General features: G+C 46.0%; 20 protein-coding genes. 6 read left to right on the top strand and 14 right to left on the bottom strand.

The window, feature by feature from the left end; translation table 11 throughout:
- Positions 1-63: 63 nt before the first annotated feature.
- The 4 genes from ACVA58_RS05035 to ACVA58_RS05020 all read right to left on the bottom strand — a co-directional run bounded on the left by ACVA58_RS05035 (position 64) and on the right by ACVA58_RS05020 (position 4,769).
- The gene (locus tag ACVA58_RS05035) at positions 64-1,314 is read right to left on the bottom strand and encodes a carbohydrate porin (protein ID WP_446509335.1); all 1,251 of its coding nucleotides are present in this window, start codon (positions 1,312-1,314) and stop codon (positions 64-66) included.
- Between the two features lie 527 nt (positions 1,315-1,841).
- The gene (locus tag ACVA58_RS05030) at positions 1,842-3,071 is read right to left on the bottom strand and encodes an ABC transporter substrate-binding protein (RefSeq protein WP_446509448.1); all 1,230 of its coding nucleotides are present in this window, start codon (positions 3,069-3,071) and stop codon (positions 1,842-1,844) included.
- A gap of 37 nt (positions 3,072-3,108) precedes the next feature.
- Positions 3,109-3,960: a carbohydrate ABC transporter permease gene (locus ACVA58_RS05025; protein WP_446509334.1), complete on the bottom strand. Its 852-nt coding sequence runs from the start codon at positions 3,958-3,960 to the stop codon at positions 3,109-3,111.
- The gene (locus ACVA58_RS05020) at positions 3,960-4,769 is read right to left on the bottom strand and encodes a carbohydrate ABC transporter permease (protein WP_446509447.1); all 810 of its coding nucleotides are present in this window, start codon (positions 4,767-4,769) and stop codon (positions 3,960-3,962) included. Before ACVA58_RS05020 ends, ACVA58_RS05025 begins: the two co-directional genes overlap by 1 nt.
- 615 nt (positions 4,770-5,384) lie before the next feature.
- Here ACVA58_RS05020 and ACVA58_RS05015 point away from each other — a divergent pair.
- The gene (locus tag ACVA58_RS05015) at positions 5,385-6,518 is read left to right on the top strand and encodes an ABC transporter ATP-binding protein (protein WP_446509333.1); all 1,134 of its coding nucleotides are present in this window, start codon (positions 5,385-5,387) and stop codon (positions 6,516-6,518) included.
- A 64-nt stretch (positions 6,519-6,582) separates the two neighbouring features.
- On the opposite strand, the gene fbpC is transcribed toward ACVA58_RS05015, so the two are convergent.
- The 6 genes from fbpC to ACVA58_RS04985 all read right to left on the bottom strand — a co-directional run bounded on the left by fbpC (position 6,583) and on the right by ACVA58_RS04985 (position 14,557).
- Positions 6,583-7,641 carry a ferric ABC transporter ATP-binding protein gene (gene fbpC, locus ACVA58_RS05010; RefSeq protein WP_446509332.1) on the bottom strand — a complete coding sequence of 353 codons (1,059 nt, stop codon included), beginning with the start codon at positions 7,639-7,641 and terminating at the stop codon, positions 6,583-6,585.
- A 14-nt stretch (positions 7,642-7,655) separates the two neighbouring features.
- Positions 7,656-9,743: an ABC transporter permease gene (locus ACVA58_RS05005; RefSeq protein WP_446509331.1), complete on the bottom strand. Its 2,088-nt coding sequence runs from the start codon at positions 9,741-9,743 to the stop codon at positions 7,656-7,658.
- An 80-nt stretch (positions 9,744-9,823) separates the two neighbouring features.
- Positions 9,824-10,858 carry an ABC transporter substrate-binding protein gene (locus tag ACVA58_RS05000; RefSeq protein WP_446509330.1) on the bottom strand — a complete coding sequence of 345 codons (1,035 nt, stop codon included), beginning with the start codon at positions 10,856-10,858 and terminating at the stop codon, positions 9,824-9,826.
- Positions 10,859-10,929: 71 nt separating this feature from the next.
- Positions 10,930-12,234, bottom strand: a complete 1,305-nt coding sequence (uhpC, locus tag ACVA58_RS04995; RefSeq protein ID WP_446509329.1) for an MFS transporter family glucose-6-phosphate receptor UhpC — start codon at positions 12,232-12,234, stop codon at positions 10,930-10,932.
- A gap of 86 nt (positions 12,235-12,320) precedes the next feature.
- The gene (locus tag ACVA58_RS04990; protein WP_446509328.1) at positions 12,321-13,925 is read right to left on the bottom strand and encodes an MASE1 domain-containing sensor histidine kinase; all 1,605 of its coding nucleotides are present in this window, start codon (positions 13,923-13,925) and stop codon (positions 12,321-12,323) included.
- On the bottom strand, positions 13,922-14,557 hold the full coding sequence (locus ACVA58_RS04985) for a response regulator (protein ID WP_446509327.1): 636 nt from the start codon (positions 14,555-14,557) through the stop codon (positions 13,922-13,924). The genes ACVA58_RS04990 and ACVA58_RS04985 overlap by 4 nt, the downstream gene beginning before the upstream one ends.
- A gap of 379 nt (positions 14,558-14,936) precedes the next feature.
- Here ACVA58_RS04985 and ACVA58_RS04980 point away from each other — a divergent pair, with 379 nt between their 5' ends.
- Together ACVA58_RS04980 and ACVA58_RS04975 are read left to right on the top strand one after the other, a co-directional pair.
- Positions 14,937-15,185, top strand: a complete 249-nt coding sequence (locus ACVA58_RS04980) for a hypothetical protein (RefSeq protein ID WP_446509326.1) — start codon at positions 14,937-14,939, stop codon at positions 15,183-15,185.
- A gap of 19 nt (positions 15,186-15,204) precedes the next feature.
- Positions 15,205-15,426, top strand: coding sequence for a MipA/OmpV family protein (locus tag ACVA58_RS04975; RefSeq protein ID WP_446509446.1), 222 nt, complete (start codon positions 15,205-15,207; stop codon positions 15,424-15,426).
- Positions 15,427-15,527: 101 nt separating this feature from the next.
- On the opposite strand, the gene ACVA58_RS04970 is transcribed toward ACVA58_RS04975, so the two are convergent.
- Positions 15,528-16,013, bottom strand: a complete 486-nt coding sequence (locus ACVA58_RS04970; protein ID WP_446509325.1) for a VOC family protein — start codon at positions 16,011-16,013, stop codon at positions 15,528-15,530.
- Between the two features lie 266 nt (positions 16,014-16,279).
- Here ACVA58_RS04970 and ACVA58_RS04965 point away from each other — a divergent pair, with 266 nt between their 5' ends.
- The 3 genes from ACVA58_RS04965 to melB all read left to right on the top strand — a co-directional run bounded on the left by ACVA58_RS04965 (position 16,280) and on the right by melB (position 20,523).
- Positions 16,280-16,477, top strand: a complete 198-nt coding sequence (locus ACVA58_RS04965) for a hypothetical protein (protein WP_446509324.1) — start codon at positions 16,280-16,282, stop codon at positions 16,475-16,477.
- A 240-nt stretch (positions 16,478-16,717) separates the two neighbouring features.
- Entirely contained in the window at positions 16,718-18,841 is a 2,124-nt protein-coding gene (locus ACVA58_RS04960) for an alpha-galactosidase (RefSeq protein WP_446509323.1), read from the top strand.
- Between the two features lie 311 nt (positions 18,842-19,152).
- The gene (gene melB, locus ACVA58_RS04955) at positions 19,153-20,523 is read left to right on the top strand and encodes a melibiose:sodium transporter MelB (protein ID WP_446509322.1); all 1,371 of its coding nucleotides are present in this window, start codon (positions 19,153-19,155) and stop codon (positions 20,521-20,523) included.
- A gap of 90 nt (positions 20,524-20,613) precedes the next feature.
- Here melB and ACVA58_RS04950 read toward each other — a convergent pair whose 3' ends face one another.
- The 3 genes from ACVA58_RS04950 to ACVA58_RS04940 are packed head-to-tail and all read right to left on the bottom strand — an operon-like array spanning position 20,614 to position 23,605.
- On the bottom strand, positions 20,614-21,225 hold the full coding sequence (locus ACVA58_RS04950; RefSeq protein ID WP_446509321.1) for a CDP-alcohol phosphatidyltransferase family protein: 612 nt from the start codon (positions 21,223-21,225) through the stop codon (positions 20,614-20,616).
- Positions 21,219-21,878, bottom strand: a complete 660-nt coding sequence (locus ACVA58_RS04945) for an ATP-binding cassette domain-containing protein (protein ID WP_446509320.1) — start codon at positions 21,876-21,878, stop codon at positions 21,219-21,221. Before ACVA58_RS04945 ends, ACVA58_RS04950 begins: the two co-directional genes overlap by 7 nt.
- Positions 21,875-23,605 carry an ABC transporter permease gene (locus ACVA58_RS04940; protein ID WP_446509319.1) on the bottom strand — a complete coding sequence of 577 codons (1,731 nt, stop codon included), beginning with the start codon at positions 23,603-23,605 and terminating at the stop codon, positions 21,875-21,877. The genes ACVA58_RS04945 and ACVA58_RS04940 overlap by 4 nt, the downstream gene beginning before the upstream one ends.
- Positions 23,606-23,649 lie beyond the last annotated feature (44 nt).

The following is a 23,649-nucleotide window of genomic DNA, read 5'->3' as shown; positions in this document are numbered from 1 at the left end:
TCAGGCTGACCTGCACTGTTTTGTCAGATTTCCGTTACCGGACGATTTCCGATACCGAATTCCTTACCACCAAGTTTCGACGTTGAAACCAAAGGTTACTTCGTCAACATTTTGCTTACCGCTCTCACTGCGCATTGCTGCACCGTAGGTTTCGCCACCACGATCCCATTCATCGTTTTTCTCTGAGTAGGTCGCGAAGACACGGAGAGTAGGGCGAGCCCAGACCCCTTTTCCAGCTTGGAACATTTGGGCTACTGTTACTTTGAACATGTCATTAGTACCAGCGCCATTTTGTGCTTCAACAGTCTCGTAACCCACTTCTAGCGCTGTCGCCATGTATTCAGTCCAGCTGTACTGAGGACGAGCGCCGACACTGAACCACTTTTCACCTTCGTTGTTGTCTAGGTTTTTATCTTGGTAGGCGATGGAATACATAACCTGGAAGTCTTCGTTGACGTTCAAGTCACCGTGATTGAATACACGCCAGCTGTAACCATCGTGAACTTCACCGGTACTGTATTTGCGGTTAGATCCTCCCTCTGCACTCATCAAACCACCGGCAAGGGCATCGGTACCATACTGGAAGGCAAGAGTGTTTGAACCGTAATTCCAAGCTTGGCGATAAAGGGCAGAGAGCATGGAACCAGAGGTTGTAATGTCGGCTTCGTCATGGCTTGAGTTTTGCTCGAAGACATAGTTAAGGCCAAAGGTCAGGTCAGCTGTGTCGCTTAGTGCAATATCGCTGATTCGGGCATCAATATTGTGCAGGCTGCGACCATCTTCACCATTGGAATTCGGTGCCATCCATGCAATATGGCCGTTACCAAAGCCTAGATCCCAGTCCTCGACACCAATACCGGTACTGGATGTATCCCAATATTTGATATCAATCATGTGCACTTCGTGACGGCGGTAAAAGCGTTCACCTGCCCATACTTTGGCATTAGGCTGTGAGGCAAATAGACCGTGACCCGCAGACCACATTTGGATGATGCTGACATCACCCCAGCTTTCACCACTGCCAAGATAAAGGGTGGTGTCAAAATAAGCGTCACCGTTTTGCCATACATCAGCTTTCAGACCGGCTTCCCACCAATTCAGTTCGTTACCCAAACGGTAATTACCATAACCTTCGCTGGCACGGATCACATCATTGCGCTCACCTTTGCCATTATTATGGTCGTCATTGTCTGTGTAGATGTTTCCCCATTTCGCGTAACCAAAGTAAGTGATATTTTCCACTGCTGCTTGGCTGGCTAGTGGGGCAAGTACCAAGGCGATACCGACTGCTTTTGCTAGCATCTTCTGTTTCATGAAACGTCTCCATATTATGTTTTTTTATTTATGGGTCCTAACTCGAGGCTGATCCTAACATTGGTCTGGAAACGTTTACAGTGAGGCCGGGCTGATTTTATCAAACAAAGACAAAACATTTGATGAAATTGTAATTTAGGTCACAGAAACGACGACTTTTGGCTGTTTTTGAGGCGGTTTTGTACAGGTGATGATGTTTATCGTCCGGAAACGATTACATAGAGTGGGGCGATGAGGAGGTGAGATAAATAAAAAGCCCAACAAAACATAAGGTTGGGCTTTTTTGATCAATGGAAACTAACTTCTTTCCCAAGCAGTACTGATTGCTCGGTAAGCCAAGTAAAGAAGCTATCTATGAGTGTTTTGAGTTAGGAACCCAAGGATAACGTTTCACTTTGAATCACAATAGCCACAGAATACGTCAGCTGTTAGTGTTAATTCAAGTAATATGTGAAACTCCTTGAGTGTATGTTTAACTCAAAACACCGCATTTTTACTGGGGTGGTATCGATTTCACCCCGTTGTTTTTACTTATCGAAAGTACGAGCTCGTGTTCGCTCCAGGCGTTTTAGAATTTTATCTAATCGGTCTGGGTGTACCATGAACTCTTGGAATGCTTTCATACCTTCTTGCGCCATGGCTGGATCGGTGTCGCGGTCGTAGAATTGGGAAGTGCCTGATGCGTTATTAAGCATGGCAATGCCTTTGTTAAGAAAGACATCATCTAATACCGCTGATTTGTTATTGGTTGGGATTTGTAACAGCGCCTCATTCATTTTGGTTTGATTCTCGGCGCGAGCAATGAAGGCTAAGAATTTGCGGGCATTGTCCTTGTTCTTGGCCTTGCTCGGGATATGAATAGTATCAATCGGTGCTTCTTCTGCCATAGCTACATCTGGGTTTATGGCAGGGAACTGCATAAAGCCCATTTTACCTTCTAGCTCCTCAGGGAAGTTTGGAGTGATGAAGTTACCAATTAGGTACATAGCAGCCTCGCCGCGATACAAGAAAGGCTGTGCCTCTTGCCACGAGTAACCGGCATGGTTTTCAAGGAAGTAGTCATTGTCGATCAGCTCGCGCCAAGTGGCGAATGTCTTTTTAACGCGCTCGTCGGTATAAGGGACTTTCCCATCCATAAGGTCTAGGTGGAAGTCCAAACCATTTACACGCAGGTTGATGTAGTCGAACCAACCCGCAGCCGTCCAAAGGTACTTGGTTCCAATAGCGATAGGGGCGATGTCATTTTGCTTCAGGGTTTCAGAGGCCGCGAGGAACTCTTTCCAGGTTTTTGGCTCGCTGATATCGTACTTGTCGAAGATATCTTTGCGATAGTAAATGCCCCACTGGTAATAGGTAAATGGCACCCCCCATTGTTTATCGTTCACCGACATCGCAGGAACGGTACTTGTGAAGTCTTCGTACATATTGTTGGCTTCCCACACGTCGCTGACATCTTCGAGTAAGCCACGGTCTACAAAAGTCTTCATTCGGTTTCCGGCATGCCAGAACACGACATCAGGGGGAGATGTGACCAACCAGTTACGCAGCGTGGTTTTGTAGGCTTCTTTGTCATACAGGTTATATTTGACCGTGATATCAGGGTTTTCCTGCTTGAATTGCTCCACCATGTTGTCGAACACTGCTTTTGGTGCTGGGTCTGCTTGATCTGAGTTGATGATGAGCTCAGAGGCAAACGAAGTTGATGCCATCGTCATCGCGATTGCTGTGGCAGTGATGATTTTTTGTAGTTTTTTCATCATTTATCCTTATTGGTAGGGAAGGTATAGAGGTTACTTATCCTTTGGTTGCACCTAGGGTGAGTCCTGCAATGAAATGTTTTTGCATAGCGAAGAACAGGGCTACCGGCGGAAGAGCTGCAAGTACGGCACCAGCAGAGATCAGGTTCCACGAAGCCAGCCACTGGCCGCGTAACGCGCTGATCCCGGCGGTGACAGGGCGAACTTCTTCACTTTGAACCAGTACTAACGCCCAGAAGTAGTCATTCCAGATAAAGGTGAAGACCAGCACAGATAGCGCAGCAAGGGCTGGGCGAACCAATGGCAATATGATGTACCAGAAAATCTTGAATTCACTGACGCCTTCAACACGTGCGGCTTCAAGTAATTCATTTGGTAAGCCCACAATGAAATTGCGCATGAATAAGGTACAAAACCCTGTTTGGAAGGCAACGTGAAATATGATCAGTCCAAGATGGGTATCATAAAGCCCTGCACTGATAGTGATATCGCGCACTGGGATCATTAATATTTGAAACGGAACAAAATTTCCTGCAATAAATAAGGCTAGAAGCCAAATATTGCCTCTGAACTTATATTTAGCCAGTGCAAAACCGGCAAGTGTGGATAGGGCTACCGCACCTGCTACTGCAGGTAAAGTAATAATTAAAGAGCTCAGAAGGTATTGCCCCATATCTGTAGTTTGGAATACCATCTGATAGTTTTCGATAAGATTAAAGCTGGTAGGCCATCCCCAGTAATTTCCTTGGTTTATATCTTCAATCGAGCGAATTGATGTCAGTAATATGGCCAGCAAGGGTAAAAGCCATAATATAATCGAGCAAGGAAGAGCTACTCGATAGGCTATGTTGATGGTTCGGGATGACTTATTTATGGGTGTTGGAAACATTATTTCTCACTCCTTAGCATCCGAGTTAAGAAAAAGGCAATATAGATAGCCATAATCAGGAATAGAACCACAGCAATAGCCGCGCCATATCCCATTCGATAGTTAAAGATTGATTGCTCATACATCATATAAGCCAATACCGTCGAGCTTCCCCAAGGACCACCCGCTGTCATGGTGGCAACAAGGTCAAATGAACGCAGTGCACCAATGACCGTGACGACAACGGCGATGAAGGTTGCCGGTGACAGTTGAGGCAGGATAATGTGTCTTAGTAGCTTGAATCCTCTTGCGTTGTCTAAGCGGGCAGCTTCGATAAGCTCCGGATTTAAGTTGTTGAGGCCTGTGAGGTAGAGGATCATGCAATAGGCTATTTGTGGCCATAGACCCGCAGCAATAATCCCATAGGTGACATATTGATCACTGGATAATAATGCTATCGGTTCCGCTCCAAAGAAGGCGAGAATACTATTGAGTAACCCGAGGCTAGGGTCATAAAACCACGTAAATACTAAACCTACAATTACTTGTGAGATGACAAATGGAAAGAAAAATAACGCTTTAATTAGCCGAATACCTTTCACTTCCTGATTAAGGAATAAAGCAATTGCCAGGCCGAACGGTGGGGCAAGCATGAAAAGCAACAGCCATAATAGATTATTGTTCAGTGCGGTATAAAAGGTTTCAGAGTCAAATAACTCTATGTAGTTTTCAAAACCTACCCATACTTTCTCACCCATCCCATCCCACTGATATAGGCTGAGGTTGAAACTATTGATAATGGGATATAAGACATAAATAGCAAACAGCATCAATGCTGGGGCTAAAAATACCCATGGAACTAAAGAAATAGGGATTATCCGTTTTCTTTTTTGTTTAGAGTCATCCGCTCTATTTAATGTCGCTTCTGTTGAAGAAGAATGAATCATACTAGGCTCCGATTCCATGTATGCAAAGATCTCGGTTCATTGATAATGTCGTTTATCAAAGTGTTCTGTATGTTCTAGATGTTGTTTTGATAGCTGTTTGATGACGCAAAGTGATTTGCGTGGTTACGATATCGACAATGGTGTTAGTAAAATGTGATCAAGGAAACGTTTCCATAAAACGTAGTGATGTTGCTCGCAATGTGTGACTTTGATCCTAATGAAACGTGTGATTTCAATGTCAGTTAACGCTTCGCGTATAAAGAAAACATATAGAAAACTCAATCTAATACGCTGCTTAATTAGATTAAATGCATGTTGAATCACCATTATTCTCTACTGAGCGTCTTAGGTGTACCTAGCTCACACAATGTTAAAAATAATCGTAAAACGAATCTGGAAACGTTTACTGATTCGTTACAATCAGGTAGCCTAAATAGCGTTCTAGTTGTTTGATAAATAGCCTTGCTGACGTCCCGTACTCCTAGAGGATGAATAAATATGGCTGGCATATCCCTAAATCGCGCTGTGAAACGATTTGGAAAAGTACAAACTATCCACGGTATAGATCTGACTATCGAAGACGGCGAATTTACCGTATTCGTCGGACCATCCGGTTGTGGGAAATCAACCTTGCTCAGGCTTATTGCTGGCTTGGAAGATATAACGGAAGGCGACATTCGTATTGGTGGTATCAACATGAATGATGTTGAGCCCTCTGAGCGTGGGGTTGCTATGGTATTCCAGTCTTATGCGCTTTATCCGCATATGACAGTGGAAGAAAATATGGGTTTTGGTCTCAAGATGGTGGGCGAAAAGCCAGAGCTGATTAAGCAGCGGGTAAAGCATGCGAGTGATATTCTCCAGCTTGAAGCTTTGCTTAACCGAAAGCCGAAGGAATTATCTGGTGGGCAAAGGCAGCGTGTGGCTATTGGTCGCGCAATTGTTCGTGATCCGGAAGTCTTTTTATTTGATGAGCCGCTTTCTAACCTGGATGCAGAGCTAAGGGTTGAAATGCGGATCCAGATCGCTAAATTACACAAGCAACTTGGTAATACCATGGTCTATGTTACTCATGATCAAGTTGAAGCGATGACGTTGGCTGACAAAATTGTAGTCTTGCGTGATGGCAGGGTAGAGCAGGTTGGCTCACCGCTGCAGCTTTATTATCAGCCCGCCAATGAGTTTGTCGCAGGTTTTATCGGCTCGCCGAAAATGAATTTTATTCCGGCCACGATAGTAAAGAAAGAGCCACAATCACTGACGCTCACTTTGCCTGATGGTCAGTCTGTTACTATTGCTGCCCATACTAATGAGGTAGAAGAAGGCCTGTCCGTGAAAGTAGGGATCCGCCCCGAGCATATTTTCCTCAGGCCTCAGGGTAGTGGTGAAGATGCTATTGGTATTGAGTTCCAATCAGATGTGGTTGAAAGGCTGGGTAACAGTACCTACTTGTTTGGCCAATATGCAGGAGTCGACGGCTTTAAAATCCATCTACCAACCGACGAGCCCGTAGTCACTGGCAATACGGTGAAGGTCTATATGGAGAGCCATAACCTACACCTGTTCAATGAAAATGGTCTTTCAATTCGTCAGTACAGTGAGACTGACGTACCGGCTCAGATTTGTGCGTAGTATTCACTACTAACAAAACATAAAAAAGCCGCTCTTTTGAGCGGCTTAAACTTAGCGAGTAACCTTAGCTTTTTTCGGGGGGAAGCAGGAACACGCCATTAGGGTTAATCGTTAAGTATGCATGGTCGATGAAGTTGTCATTGAACTGTGCTGAGTTCAGTTGAAGCAATAACTCATGCTCTTGCCATTCCACAACGACTTCGTACATAGAGCCCATATAGGCGACACTCGAAACCCTACACTGCTGACAGGGGTCTCCCTCTTCTGTCAGGAGAATCGCTTCCGGGCGTACGCCAATCTGATAGTCATTGGGTTCAATACCGACAACATTGTCTTTAGCTGCCGGTAAGCGATAGCCGTGGATATCAATATACTCACCATCATAATGGCCTTCGAACATGTTGGCTTCACCCATAAAGTTGGCCATAAACATCGAAGAAGGGTGTTTATATAAATCCGTTGGGCTGCCTTGCTGCATGATGTCGCCATCTTTCATTACAATCACGGTATCTGATACTGCAAAAGCCTCAGATTGGTCGTGAGTCACATAAAGTGATGTGATATTAAAACGCTGCTGCAGATCGCGAATGGTCTCACGCATATTTCTACGTAGGTTAGCATCAAGGTTACTTAGTGGCTCATCGAACAGTAGTACTTTGGGTTTAAGAACCAGCGCGCGTGCCAGCGCGACTCGTTGCTGTTGCCCACCAGAAATCTGATCAACAAAGCGCTCACCAAAGCCTTCTAAATCCACGACTTTTAGGGCTTCATCAACCCGTTTTTTGATCTCGGCTTTATCAAGGCCTAGCATTTTCAGCCCATACCCTACGTTTTCATGCAGAGACATATGCGGAAAAAGCGCATAGGACTGAAATACCATACAGATGTCACGCTGCTGGATTGAGGTGTTGGTTACATTTTCTCCATCAATAAAAATTTGTCCGCTGGTGGGCTTTTCTAATCCGGCGACTAGGCGAAGCACCGTGGTTTTACCACAACCTGATGGGCCGAGAAGGGTAACGAGACTGCCTTTTTTAATCTCAAGATCGAGGTTGCCGATGACGGTTTTGTCTCCAAAGCGCTTACAGACGTTTTTAAGCACTACAAAATTTTCAGTTGCCATGAGTTTTTCTCCAGTTACGACTCTTCGTTATTGGCTTTGGAACGCGAGACACGCGCTTCACCGACAAGGAAATCAAATATTAAAATGATGGCCAGCATTACCACGATCAGGATTGAGCCGTAAGCGATAGCGATACCGTATTCACCGTCTTCGACCCGGTTCAGGATGTAAGAGGTTGCAACCCGTGTTTCAGGGGTCACCAAGAAGATGATCGCGCTCACTGTGGTCATCGCGCGAACAAAGCTGTATACCAGCGTTGATAGAATGGCTGGACGCAGTAGTGGTAGCAAAATATGGGTGATGGTTTTCAGTGAATTAGCTCGAAGGCTGAGTGAGGCTTCATCCAGTGACTTGTCCAACTGACCTAGTCCAGCAATGCCGGAACGGATACCGACCGGAACGTTACGCATGACCATGGATATCACCACAATCGCGGCGGTACCGGTGAGGTAAACCGGTGCATCATTGAAGGCGAGGATGTAAGAGACACCCGCTACAGTTCCAGGGACTGCAAAACAAAGCATGGTGGCAAACTCGATGACCTTCTTACCGTGAAACTGTTGACGTACCACGATGTAAGCGATCAATAGACCAAATAAAGCGGTCAGCGGCGCGGCGATACCAGCGTATGTCATGGTAGTGATTAGCGAAGGCCAAGCTCCTTCGCTCATTCCCATGCCAAACAAATTGATGTAGTTCGCTAGAGTTAGGCTGTAGTCCACCCCCCAGTTTACTGTGAAGCTGCCGTAGATAATGCTGCCGTAAAGCAGAACGTTAAACGCCATCCAGAAATAGAGCAGACCGGACACTGTGCGCTTAAGCGTGGTTGGTAGCGGCTGTACATCACCACGGTAAGACTTGCCCGAAATGGTGACGTAAGAACGTTTGCCTATCCACAGATACTGCACGACAAAAATAGCCAGCGAGAATAGCAATAATACGGCACCTAACGTACTTGCGGAGGCGTAATCTAACTGTGCTCCTGCAATGTAGAAGTAGATCTGAGTCGCCAGTACATCGAAGCTGCCGCCCAGCACTAACGGGTTACTAAAATCTGCCAGAGATTGAACAAAAATGATCAGGAAGCTGTTTGCCAATGCGGGCTTTAACAGAGGCATCACGATTTTAAAGAAGGTTTGGTAGCGGTTGGCGCGCAGTGTATAGGACGCTTCTTCCAGAGACGGGTGTAGAGACTTCATCGCACCGTCTAGGATCATAAACGACATCGGCGCGAAGGCTAAAACTTGTGCCATCCAGATCCCGGTAAAACCGTAAAGCCAGTTGGTCTGGGTCAAGCCGAACCAGTCAGCCATTAGTTCAGTAATGTAACCTGAGCGGCCAAGCATCAAGGTCACACCCAAACCCACGACAAATGGTGGTGTTACGATTGGCAGAATGGAGAAAATACGGGCGATAAAAGCACTGCGCTTGGCAATACGGGTAGTGTATATGGCAAACACTAGACCGAAGAAGGTGGCACCAATCCCCACCGAGGTCCCAAGCATGACCGAGTTCATGATGATTTGGATTATTTGCGCGCGACCGAGTATATCGAGAAACTGCCAAGCAACAAAGTTACCCATCTCGTCTTTAAACATTGGAACAAAGATGGCGATACTCGGATATATGATAAAGGTAGTGATCAGTAATACGATAGTGATCAGAGAACCAATAACAAAGGTATCACCACCCAGAAACTCAAGGCGGGAGAAAGCCAGTGTCATTACCACGCCGAGTACGACAAACAATGCGATGGTGGCGTAGCCCATTCCTTGTGCGGTATACCAAGAAGAAAGCACGACAAACAGCATACACAATGCTGAATAGGTGATGTCGATGTAGTGGCGTTTTTTTGCGTATTTATCTTTTGCTTGCGCAGGGCGGATCAACAAAACTGCAGGTAGGGCAAACCATAGCCAAGATATGTTGATGCTGCTCCATCCCATTGCAGCTCTAAATTCTTCCTGGGTGGATTCAAATAAGCCCCAGTCGAGGGCGAAAACCGGCAACAGGATAAAAGCAGCGAGCAGACTCAATATCCAATAGAAGACCGGGTCTCGCTTTATGGCACTTGGGGTGATGTGTGCGGCAAGTTCGTTCATTGTTTATACCTGAAATTTTACATTTTTTGGCCGAGCCAAAGGAGAGGACCTGAGGGGCTGCTTTTGCAGCCCCTTCAGGGTTATTCGCCCATCTTGACCACGTTAACCCACTTATTGATCAAACGCTTACGTTCATCAGACGAACCGTATTTATCCATGTCGTAGCTGATTAATGTCAGATCTTCCGGGTTGAGCGCATTTGGTGATTGCTCGGCTTTGATGTTGGTTAAGATTTGGAATGATTGGCCTTTTTTCCATGCTGTTTCCTGGCCTTCTCGAGACAGGACAAAATCAACAAACTTCTTGGCGTTATCTAGGTTGCGTGCACCTTTGATCACGCTCACGCCACCGATTTCATAACCTGTGCCTTCACAAGGAGAGATCAGTTCCAGCGGCGCACCTTTAGACTGCTCTAGAGAGTAGTCATGCAGGAAGCCGATACCGATAGCTATTTCGCCACGAGCCGCATTGCGAGAAGGTGTGACTCCCGACTTTGTGTATTGGGATACATTTTTATCTAGCGATTTAAAGTAGTTGAAGGCTTTGTCTTCGTCCCAAAGTTGAATAAAAGTGGCTAGCGCGGTGTAGGCAGTGCCTGAACTTTGCGGATCGGCGATCTGAATTTCGCCGGTATATTCTGGTTTGGTGAGGTCGCTCCAGCAGCGAGGGATTGGCAGACCTTTTTCAGCTAAACGCTCGGTATTAACACCAAAGCCGAGTATGCCCATATAGACAGCAGACGAGTAGTTGCCTTTACGTTTCGCTGGGTCACGAAAATCCGGCATGATGTTTTCAAGCTGTGGCGAAGGGTAGGCTTGTAGCAGGTTCATTTCGCCGGCTTGCGATTGAGGATCTAATGTACCGCCGTACCATACGTCAGCACGCGGGTTTTTCTTTTCAGCTTCGATCTTAGCAAGGGTACTACCCGAGCCGTTTCTAACGAATGAAGTCTTAACGTCGTATTTTTCAGAGAAAGCTTTGGTTTCCGCTTCACACATTGCGTTGGTTGCACTGCAATAGACGACTAACCGGCCTTCAGCCATCACCTGGGGAACGGCAAATGTTGAACTAAGGATACAGGCGGCAAGCAGGGAGCGTTTTGTACTAACTTTCATTATTATTTCCTCTTGTTGTTTCCAACGTGTAGGGTGTTGGAGTCAGGGACAACGAGAGGGAGTCAAAATAGTTAAGGAACGGCGATCCCTGCCCGTTGTTGTGCTTTGACGAAAGGTAAAATCAGTAGCCCGATCGACGCTGCACACAGCGTGATGACCCCAAAGAAACCTTCCCAGCTAAATTTTTCTATGAGTACCGCCAGCGGATAACCGGCTAACGCGGCACCAAGGTAGGCAAACAGACCGACAAACCCTGTCGCTGTACCTGCTGCATCTTTATGTGAACACTCTGCAGCTGCCATCCCAATCATCATTTGTGGACCAAAGACAAAAAAGCCAATGGAGAAGAAGCAACCTGAAAGCACCAGTACGTTATTGAGTGGGGTTAGCCACAGGGCTGCTACGGAAATAAAAATACCCAGAGCAAATATCAGGTTCATCGGTGCTCGGTTGCCACGAAAAAACTTGTCCGAGCCCCAACCACCAAACAACGAGCCAAGAAAACCACCGACCTCAAACATCGATACTGCGGTATTGGCGGTAATAAGTTGATAACCATGGCGTTCAGTCAGGTATAAATTCCCCCAGTCGTTAATGGCAATACGTACTACATACACCAACAAGTAAGAGCTACACAGTAACCAGATGTACTTGTTACCCAGCACGTAGGTTTTCACGATGTGCTTAAATGGCAGCCCGAGACCCTCAGCTTCATGTTGTTTCTCTAATTCATCATCTCGCCATGCCCCAACACTAGGTAGACCGAGCGTTTGTGGTTTGTCCCGAAGCCGAAAGCAAAGCACGGTGCCAACGACGATGGCTAGCAGCCCTGGTAAAATGAAGCCGTATCGCCACCCCCAGTTAACTGCAATTACCCCGATAGAGATCGGAATGAGAGCGCCGCTTAAGTTGTGGCAGGTGTTCCAAATAGACCACCAGAAACCCCGTTCGGAGCGCGAATACCAAGAGGTCAGCAACTTTGCACAGGGTGGCCAGCCCCAGCCTTGAAATAATGCGTTTAATGTCCACAACACCACAAAGGTTGAAAGCGATGAGCTAAGGCCAAATAGGATGTTTATGACCCCGGTAGCTATCAGACCAAGACCCATGAAGTAGTTGGGTTTTGCTCTATCACTGACCATCCCAGACAGAAATTTTGATGCTCCGTAAGTGATGTAGAAAAGCGTGCCTAATAGGCCAAAGTCAGCAGTGCTCATCCCGAGGTCGGATAGCATTACAGGCATAGCAAAGCTCAGACTTTTACGGGTGAAATAGAACACCCCGTAGCCGATATACATTGCGGCCATCAAATGAAGACGCCAATAGCGATAGCTTTCGTTGACCTGACGAGGGCTAGGTGCTGCTGCAAACGTCATCACTTCTCCTTAAGTGCTGAGTGAAATGTTATTGATAAAGTGAATGAAAAGAATGAGACAGTTTCATAAATGACTAGGAAATTTTCCTAGTTTGATTGGGGGGTGTCAGGTTTTGTGGGCAAGTTAACAATTATCCGGCTTCCAAGCGAACTGCTGTGAATCGTCAGTTGGCCACCGAGAGCCTGTACTCGTTCTTCGATACCCCTTAATCCTTGCCCCTTTCCCCGCCAGTTTTGCGGTAGACCGACACCATTATCACGCAACTCTAAGCTGAATTGGCTCCCCGGAACCAATGTAAGCTGAACGTCAGTAGCATGAGCATGCTTGCAGATATTATTGAGTAGCTCTTGTATTACTCGATAAAGGGTAACCGCCGTTACCTCATCTAAGCGTTCAGCTAAGATGCCAAAGTTAAGCTTAAAATCGACATTTCTTTCCCGAAAGCGCATCTCAGTGGCTAGTTGGCGAATGGCTGATTCCAATCCCATTTCATCCAATGCCTGTGGACGAAGTTGTTTTAATAGTTGGCGGGTTGAGGAATGAATACGCATGGCAAGATCGTTAGTCGTATTCGCAATTTTTTCGGCTTCTGCGGTTTCAGCTAGCCTCTTGGCCAACATTGATTGGATTTGAATTGCGGTAATGTTCTGGCCAATTTCATCGTGCAATTCTCTTGCGACGGATTTGCGAATATCTTCTTCAACATGGACTAGCTGGCGTGCTAGCTGCTTTTTGAAAATTAGCTCTTTTTGCAACTCGGTATTGGCCTGTTTCAGTTGCTGAGAAAGTAGGTACTGACGGCTGATGGCAATACCTAACCCCAGGCCTATAAGCGCTTGAGTGGCGATAAAGCTTTGTAATTCAAGGTCGGTATCAAATGACCCCGAGATCTGACGAGCAGTAGCAAGAAGAATACTGTTCATGACGCTTGCTAGTACGCCACCTTGCCAGCCATATCGATAGGCCATAAAAATATTGGGCAGTAAGAACAAGAGTAGCGAAAGAGATTTCATTTCTTCCAGCAAGGTTAACTCTGCAACGAGCCCAATACTGAAAAATACCAAACACCAGATAAGCGCAGAGCTGCGAAGTGTTACTTCCTGATGTACAAGCTCGGGGCTGAGAGGTTGCCATATCTGGCGATGTAAATAGTCGTAAAGCAGAAAGAAAAAAGGGGTTAGCAATAGGCCACCGGTGAATGCTGAGACTGCACCTTCTAGCGCGTAATTAAAGCTAAATCCTATGGGTTTGGTAACCAACAAAAGGGCAACGCCACAAATGCCGGAATAAGCAAACGCAAAGCTGCATAGCGCCAGAAGCTGTTTCCAGTATACGTCTAGCTTTTGCCATAAGGGCTGAAAGGCAATGGCTAGACCATGGCAAAATAAGGAAAACATCATGAGTAGATAGAGCACGCTGTTCTCACTAATAACGGGAAGCATCAGTGCGATCAACCCTGTTTCTGCCAAAGTAAATAAAAGCCAATAGCGGCGTGGGCTTAGGGCATAGACAGCTAACTTGAGTCCTGTAGGAAGAAAAAGGCCCGCTAAAAGAAGATCGGGCACTAGGTAGCGGCTGATATTCCAAAGGCAAAACCAGCTGATGGTATACAAGACCAGGACGAAAGCATAAGTAAAACCGTGGGTCAGGATTAGCCGTGGCAGGTGCCGCTGCCGAGTTATTTCATTCATACCGGCTCATCAGTGAGCAATTTATGGTGGAGGGCGAAGCGAATAAGATCGACATTGTTGGAAAGATTGAGTTTGCTAAGAATATTCGCCCGATGGACGTGTATGGTTTTATGGCTGATATACAGTTCACTGCCGATTTCTTTGACATCCTTACCCAATATCAGATGATCAAAGACTTCGCGCTCTCGTTTGGTCAGATCTTGCAATACGTTGGGCCCTGCCGACGCATTGCTAAGGTTGACCAGCGCATCAGCGCAAAGGTACCGGTCGCCATTAGCGACGGTGCGTATCGCTTTTACTAGCTCGCTAGGACCACAGCGTTTCGATAGGTAGCCATAAGCGCCTGCTTCAATCGCCTTGCTGACAAAGGAAGCTGAGTCATAAATACTGAGAATGATGGCCTTAAAATGAGGATGTTTTTGGCGCAGTTTTTCTAGCAAAATCAAACCACTTTCATCTGGCATTGAAATATCAATCACTGCGACGTCGACATCAGAATCAGAAAGTCCTCGAAATGCATCTCGAGCATTACTGAATTCACTGTGAATTTGGATATCTGGCTCCATAGACAGCAATTGAGCAAAACCTGAGCGGACCACAATATGGTCATCAACTAAGGCAACAGAAGTCATATTTCCAACCTACATAATTTTCAAACGAATTAGAAACTATCAATCTAATGACAATAATGCACAAAACACGGATGAAGGTGTGAGAGCTGTCTCTAAAGTTGAATGGTAAATGTGATCATTCAATAATTGCACGGTAAAGATAAAGGTATTTATAGAGGGAGGTATTTAAACGTCGCTTCTTAGATATGGTTCAACAAGGGATAGCCATTGGTCAACTTGTTGACGCGGCACAGTTCCTCAGTGTTTTTGGTGATAATGATAAATTATTGATATTTAAACAAAAGAAAATAATTGCTTGAGGGTGGGTTTCTAGCTCATGTTTTTTATGCAATAAACGACACAGTCAACGTTTCTCCTATTTAAATATAGGAGAAATGGTATGAATAAAACATCGCTATTTTGTGTTTTGGTATTGCTTGCTTCAGCAACTTCTGGAAGTGCTTTTTCAGAGGAAGTATTTAATTCTCATGAGAAATATAAAATCTTCAGTTTTGTAGGGGCTGGTTTGGCTGTGGGGGAGACTGTTTTCTCTGATGAGGGGAGTCGACTCAGTATAAAACCTTATATATTCCATCATAGTGATTATGGTTTTATCGATGATCGGGATAGTAGTGGTGAATTATCGTGATAACAATCTCTCTGGTTAGATCTATAGTGTTTCTGAAAGAGAGTCTAACGCTTCTGGGTTTCAACAGTTTAAATCCGGTGATACATGGGTGTATAAGGGGGGAGTGACGGGGTTATATGATGTGAGCCGCCACCTGTTGGGAGTGTCTAAATTGGAGCTGGATTATCACGACAGTGATAGTCCGCTTGTACAGAATGATCTTGGGTGGAAGTTTAGTGTCGGAGTTGCTTATCGATTTTGATTTTTTCCAGCTGCATCCTTTCTGGGCGTCGTCTTGTGTCTGAATGCAAAGAAAAAAGGATTGGTATTGAGCCAATCCTGTGTCGATCTTTTAGTGAACATTTACTCGTAATCAGAAGCGTAAGTTTCTTCGTAAGTGTGCGAATAAAGCTCAAATAGGTTGCCAAACGGGTCTTCTAGATAAACCATTTTGGCTGGTTTGTTATCATCTTCTGGGTGGTAGCGCATGATGTCCATACGTACTTTACCACCGAATTTCTCTACTTTATCAATTACACCAGCGAAATCATCGGTCTGAAGGCAGAAGTGGAAAATACCAAGACGGGAGAAATCAACCTCGTGGCGCTCCTGTCGTTTTTTCATCTCAAAAAGCTCGACACCGATACCATCTGTTGTCACTAGGTGAGCAATGTTAAAGCCCTTGAAGCCTTCGCCAAACACAGCGATGCACATTCTACCGATTGCGCTTTCACGTTCTTCAATAACTTTGGTGTTGTTCATTACGACTTTAAGGCCAAGAGCATTGGTATAAAACTCTACAGCTTTATCCATATCGCCCACCATGATACCCACATGATTCATTTTCATAATTTGCTCCAGACTCAGATGATTGTGACGTGATTTGTTTCGATGGGGGAGAGTATATGTATTGATTTTCATTAATTAAAATTATCAATAATTATTCAAATAATAAATTAAATTTATCATGAGGATATCTACTTAATGGCATCGAATAGGAGCTGCATAGATATGGCATTGCATCACATAACCAACCTTTGCGAGGTCATTGTATGCACTGGTTAGCCAAAAACATCTATTCTTATAGGTGCCTTTGACTTCTTTAGGATCACAGCATGAACAAGCTAATTGGTTTACTGGGAATTATGTTATTCAGTGTTTCGGTACAGGCTGGGGGAGGCTCTGGTACTGGGGGGATTCCGAGTATCCCCTGTGTGATTGATGGTAAGCTTATTCATAAACACCTGTTAATTACTGAGTGTAATGAACTGAAGAAAGAAGTAACTGATCAGAAAGCGAAAACTGTGTACTAACAACTTATGCGGTATCAATTAAACTCTAAATGTGACGGGGTCACTTTTGATCCCGTACATCTCCATCCTATCTTTATACCCATTTCTTAGCCTGAAACTGCTCTGGTAAAGCACTATGTTGCTTAAATGCTGATTGTTATCCGATTTGGCCTGGAAACGTTTCCATGGTGCGTGCTGGCTCACAGTATCTGCTGGGTATTTCATTATGATCGGATGAAATTTCATGCTTAACGGGAAACCATGATAATGGACAAGCAAATCATTCGTCTAAGAGGTCAGCAATCTGAAATGATTGTTGAGATTGGAGAAATCGCTGAAGTGCTCTACTGGGGGGAGTCAATTTCTGGCTACCCGAAAGGTGCAGATCTTGCCATGAAACGGCCAGTCCCTTACGGCCGCTTAGATAATGATGTGCCTGTTTCGTTGCATCCTGAATTCGCAAGAGGCGTATTTGGTAGCCCTGCACTGGAAGGTCACCGTAATGGGCAAGACTGGGCGCCCGTATTTACCATCAAGTCTATTTCACACGAAAGTGGTAGCCTGGTTGTTAAAAGCCACGATCCTATTGCTGGGCTAGCTCTAACGGTGAATCTTGAGTTAGATAAAAATGATGTTGTCCAACTTAAGCAAACACTAACTAATACCGGGGAAGGAGAGTATCAGGTTAACCGCCTGGCTAATACCTTACCTATTCCTGGGCGGGCCAATGAGCTGCTGACCTACTATGGTCGTTGGGTTAAAGAGTTTCAGCAAGTACGCCATATCTTATCTCAAGGTGGCTATCAGCAAGAAAACCGTCGTGGCCGCACATCCCATGAACATTATCCTGCACTGATTGCAGGTACTAAAGGTTTTGGAGAGTGTGATGGTGATGTCTGGGGCTTCCATTTGGCATGGAGTGGTAACCATCGCATGCGGGTTGATGTTAAAGCCGATGGGCGACGAGTTGTGCAGGCTGAGGCGCTATATTTCCCGGGTGAGGTGTCGTTGAAGCCAGGTGAAAGTCTCGTAACACCAGTACTGTATGCCTCACACAGTGCGGCTGGTTTGAATAGCATGAGTCAGCAATTCCATGGTCATGTTCGCGAGTCAATTCTTACGCCACAAATCAGTGAAAAGCCAAGGCCAATCCACCTTAATACCTGGGAAGGCATATACTTCGACCACGATCCTTCGTATATCAAAGAGATGGCGACAGAGTCAGCCAGGATGGGCGTTGAGCGCTTCATTATTGATGACGGTTGGTTCAAAGGCCGTAATGGTGACAAAGCGGCATTAGGCGATTGGTATCTTGATGAAGCAAAATACCCAGAAGGGCTCGAGGGTATCATCAGCCATGTGAACCACTTAGGTATGGAGTTTGGGCTTTGGTTTGAGCCTGAGATGATTAACAAGGACTCAGACTTGTACCGTAGCCACCCCGACTGGTTGCTGGCTGTAGAAGGTTATGATCAGCCAACGGGCCGTAATCAGTATGCGATTAACTTACAGAATGATGATGCCTTTGATTATTTGCTGGAAAGGCTGGATCACTTCTTGTCTCGCTACAATATCGCTTACATAAAATGGGATATGAACCGTGAGATTGTCCAGCCTGGACACCGAGGACGTGCAGCAGGAAATAATCAAGTGACGCGCTATTATGAATTGGTAGAGCAGATCCGAGAACGTCATCCTGAGGTTGAAATTGAATCTTGTGCTGCAGGTGGTGGCCGAATCGATTTTGAGGTACTTAAGCGCACACACCGTTTTTGGACATCGGATAACAACGATGCCTTGGAGCGACAGCAGATTCAACGAGGGTTTAGCTATTTCTTCCCACCTGAAGTGATGGGAAGCCATATCGGTGCCCGTCATTGCCATAGCACTCGTCGTACCCATGATATCCGTTTCCGTGGCCTTACAGCCTTGTTCGGGCATATGGGGATCGAGCTTGATCCAGTTAAAGAAGGCGCTGAAGAGAAAGCTGGCTTTGAGCGTTATATCGATCTGCACAAAACCTATCGCTCTTTGCTTCATAGCGGTAAGTCTTTGCGTATTCCGGTTGATGATCATGACGGCCAATTAGCTAAGGCGGTTATCAGTGAGGATGGCAATGAAGCACTGGTTATGGTGGCACAACTTGCGATGCCAACCAATTCGCTGAGTGGTGTGCTGAGGATCCCGGGTTTGGATGGAGATAAAGCCTATACAATTTCGGTGATTGATCACCCTGAAAACTTCCATGAAGGCTTGGTGAACCAGCAGCCGACTTGGACAAAGCACCCAACGGTGCTAACGGGTGAATGGTGCCAAAAGGTCGGTTTATCCATGCCTATTCTTGATGCCGAAAGTGCAGTGCTTATCAGGCTAGCGGCTGAATAATAATCACATTATCGTATTACATTGAATAAATGGGGCCTAATCAGGCCCCATTTTTATTGTCTATCTTACAATACAGAATTCCATTAAAAATATTCAATAAACGTGTGGAGTGATCAAAATCCCATTTTGTGGTTCTATTCATATAACTCATGGAAACGTTTCCATGGGTGGGGTTTAGATCACAGTTATCCTTCTGTGGATCCTTAATATACCTTCTGAGCCCAGAGCTTAAATAATAAAGATACAATAATGAATTCTGTACGTGCCCTTTTAGTTAGGGAAGGGGTATGGAACAGATTGAAGGATAAAAAATGTCTGACAAAATTACACTACAAACCAAATTATCATATGGTCTGGGTGCACTAGGTAAAGATTTTGCGTGTGCACCAATTTACATTTTCTTGATGTTCTACTTCACCGACGTTGCAGGGTTGTCTGCTGCCTTTGTGGGTACTATCTTCCTTGCAGCCCGTATCCTGGATGCGGTCACTGACCCAATGATGGGGGTGATTGTTGATAACACCCGTTCAAAATTTGGTAAATTCCGCCCGTGGATTGTGATTGGTACGCTGCTTAATGCCATCGTGTTAGTTGGCCTGTTCAGCACTCACATGTTTGAAGGTCCTGCTCTATATCTTTATGCCGCAGCAGCATATATTCTTTGGGGCCTCACATACACCATTATGGATATTCCTTACTGGTCAATGATCCCAGCGCTATCGAGCGAGCGCCAAGAACGTGAAAAGTTGGTTGTATGGCCACGTCTATTTGCTAGCCTAGCATGGTTTATCACTGGTACTTACGGCCTTCACATTGTGGGTGTCTTGGGTGACGGTAACCAAGGCGATGGTTTCTTCAATATGGCGATGCTGATTGCAGTACTGTTCGTGATGAGTGCTTTCTTGATTGCCCGTAACGTAAAAGAGAAAGCAGCGCCGGCCAATGCAAAACCTGCAGAAAAATTCAGTTTCAAAGATGTACTTATCATTATTGGTAAAAACGACCAGCTAAAAGCACTCATTGGTACTGTTCTATCATTCCAGATTGCTAACCTGCTTGTTGGCGGCTTTGCTATCTACTACTTCTCGTACGCACTTGGCAATCCAGAATTGTTCCCAGTTTATATGATGGTAGCGGGTGCAGCAGAAGTGGCTGGTGTGTTCTTGTTCCCTCGTATTGCCGCTAAACTTCCACGTAAGCACTTGTGGAAAATGGCATGTGGTTTCCCAATTCTATCTTGCATCATTTTGCTTGTAATGGCTGTCATGTTCCCAGGCAGTACGCTACTTATCGGTTTGGCGGGTGCGGCAATTAAGTTCGGTGTGGGTATTGCTAACGCACTACAAACAGTGATGCTTGCCGATGTTGTTGACTACGGTGAGTATAAAACAGGTCGCCGTAGTGAGAGTGTTATCTTCTCTGTGCAGACAATGCTAGTTAAATTCGCCGGTGCGGCTGGTGGCTTTATCGTCGGTGTGGGCTTGTCAGTGGTTGGTTATGTACCAAATGTCGAGCAAACAGCTGACACCATTATGGGTCTGAACTTCATGATGTTTGGCTTACCTGCCATATTGATGGCAGTAAGTGGTATCGTTTACCAACGCTACTACCGCTTGCATGACGGTTTCAACAAAGATGCTGTTGAGAACGATATGGTTGATGCAAAACCAGTCCAAGCGTAATTTCTCTAAGCTTCAATTCAGTAGAAAAGAAACAGCTACCTTCGGGTAGCTGTTTTTGTTTATGTGGTTGGTCTGGTTGCCCTTCTTGTTTTAGGCTTCTTTAAGGGTTTGATACCCAGCCCAAATACGGGTCACGGTAGTAATCCAGCACAGTGTACCGAATATCCAGGCAATCAAAGCGAAGTGGGCAGGGAATAGGCAGAACAGTACAAAGCAGGTAATGGTTTCGGTACCTTCAGTCAGACCGCCAATATAGTACAGCGATTTCTGCTTATAGACTGGACTTTCGATGTTGCGCTTACCAGCCATGATAGCAAAGCTAAGAAAGCTCGAGCCGGTGCCGATAAAAGAGAAAATAAGGAAAGCACCAGCTACCGCATTGGCATCAGGGTTCGCCAATACAAAGCCGAAGGGCACCATGGAATAAAACAGAAAGTCCAAGGTGATATCGAGAAAACCACCGCAATCGGTAATACCTTGGCGGCGGGCGATTGCTCCATCAAGTCCGTCGAAGATACGATTGATGACAATAAAGCCTAATGCCCAACTGTAGGCTTCCAAAGCCAAAGCGGGTAGGGCGAATAAACCGATCACAAAACCGGTTAATGTCACTTGGTTTGCCGTAATGCCGAGTTTGTCCGGTAGTGCAGAGAAAGTGGTTAATGGCCAGCGGATCACCTTGATCGCGTATCTATCTAGCATGTTTGTTGTTCCTGATCAGCGGTTGTCCATGGCCAATTTAAGACACGGCCTTGTGGTGGGATATCATCATGATCATGGGTGACCATGATCGCAGGGATCTGGCGGCTGTTGATTTGATCAAAGACAAGCTGCCTGAACTCATTTCGCAACGCTTTATCTAGCTTACTGAATGGTTCGTCGAGCAGAACGGCCTGAGGCTCTGAGAGAAGCATCCGCATCAAGCTGATCCTTGCACGTTGTCCGCCAGAAATTTCACTGGGTTGCTTATTGGCCAATTGAGATAAGCCAATGGTTGTTAGCGTTGATTCGGCCCGTTCAACTCGCTCCTTGCCACGGTAATAGCGGGGAATACCGAACATGAGGTTTTCTAACACGCTTAGGTGTGGAAAAAGCAAATCATCTTGAAATAGTAAACCTATCTTGCGTTGATCTGGGGCCAGCGCCATCACGCTACGCTCGTTGAGTGCCACATCGCCGGATAAGGAGAAGTCACTGACGAGGTGTCCGGCAATAGCACTGAGTAAGGTTGATTTCCCGCAACCGCTTGGGCCCATTAAGGTGAAAACTTCACCAGGGCAAACGTCAAAACTAACAGGTGAAAAAAGGGGAGTGTCACCATGACGGATTGCGATATTTTTCACAGATAATGTCATCCGTGAGTGTACTCCTTTGATTTATTGGGTATAGAAGGTGTTTGTCGAGAATGTTGACGATAGTGACGCCAACGATAAATCAGGCGATTAGCCACTATCGCGAGAGTAAAGAAAACAAAGGGCAGAACGCCTTGAAGTAGGCCATAAATTGCCATCACCCTGCGATCTTGACCACTGGCAAGGGCCACGGCTTCGGTCGTTACGGTGCTGATCCTGCCAGCCCCGAGCATCTGCGTGGGTAAGTACTGGGCGAGGCTAACACTGAACCCAATGGCAAGGCCAAAGATAATGGCTGGTTGGACTTGCGGGCGTTTAACACGCCACCAGGTCTGCCATGCGGTTAGCCCTAAACTCCGGCTGCATTGATCAAGGCGAATGTCATAGCTACGCCATGCACCATCCAGCGCCAAGTACATGTATGGAAAAACAAAAATGAGGTGACTCCAGCTCACCCAAAGCGAATAGTGCTGGCCGGGAATCAAGTAAGTGACTATCTGGATCCCAAACAGCAAAGATAGCTGAGGTGTGACGAGTGGAATAGCGATCAGCCAAGCAGGGATGGCCCTCTGGTATTTCTGGCGGTATTCAAGGCATGCGATCACCAAGATCAACGCCACGATGCTGGAGATCATCGCCAGCAGTAGGCTGGTTCCCATGAGATCGGCCAATGTCGGGAGCTCTTGCTGCCAAAATCGGCCGCTATAGCGGCTTGGGAGTAAGTCTGGAAAGCGCCATCGTTGGGCAAAAGACCAGACAACCAATAATGGGATGATCAGCACCGGGATCACAATAAACGGGCTATACAAGGCTAAATGACGGGGGGGCTTTTTCGCGACTTGCTGAGACGGTGTTGCCCCTTGAGTCAGCCAATTTCGCTTATAGCGCAGGCAAAACCATTCGGTAGCACGAATAAAGCCAAGACCTGTTGCTGTGAGCATAACAAGCAGACAAGCACCAGCTGCTGCACGAGGGAGCTGGTGCAGATCGGGTTCGTTAAACCATTGCCATACCAGAACCGACAGGGTAGCAGGGCGTGTTGGCCCCAAGATTAATGCGATGTCCACGACAGACAAGCCATATGCGGCAACGGCAAATAGGGATAACCGTAGCTTGGGAAGCCATTGCGGTAGAATAACTTTTCGCCAAGTTTCTGACTTGCTGTAACCCAGACTGGCTGACATCGCGCTAAGCTGTGTCATGTTGAGCTGCTTGAGGATCGGAATACTCATAATCAGCAGAAATGGGGTCTCTTTGATGGCTAAAGCCAGCATTAGGCCGAGCCCATAGTTATCCTGAATGAGGTTGCCTTGGATGAGTGCTATTGCGGCCGTATCTGCTATCCCCAGGGCTTCAAACAGCCTAAAAATCCAACCTGTAGGCGAAAACAGTAAAGCAAAGCCAATAGCAAAGGCAACATGCGGCATGGCAAGCATTGGTGAGAGTGTTCGTTCTAATTTCTGCCAGCGGGTGGTTCCCCAATACTGTTTAAGGATGATGTAGGTGAAATACAGGGCAAGTGCGGTACTGCCTAGCCCAGAAAACAGGCTGAGGCCAATAGACGTAGTGAGATTAGGCCATGTTAACACCTCGGCAAACGCATTCAAGTTGACGCTTTCAAAGCCCAGCGTAGGGAGCCAAGAGAGAGATGGGAGGATCAGCCCTATGATGCCCGGTAATAAAGGCAAGAAACAAAGAAGGACTGTAACAATAAAAAAAAGATGAATCATAAATTACTCGTTGGGTGGGAGTTAGCTCCCACCCTTCAGGTCTA

It is taken from the genome of Photobacterium sp. DNB22_13_2, from assembly GCF_052873915.1.
This window is presented reverse-complemented; position numbering and strand designations above follow the sequence as displayed.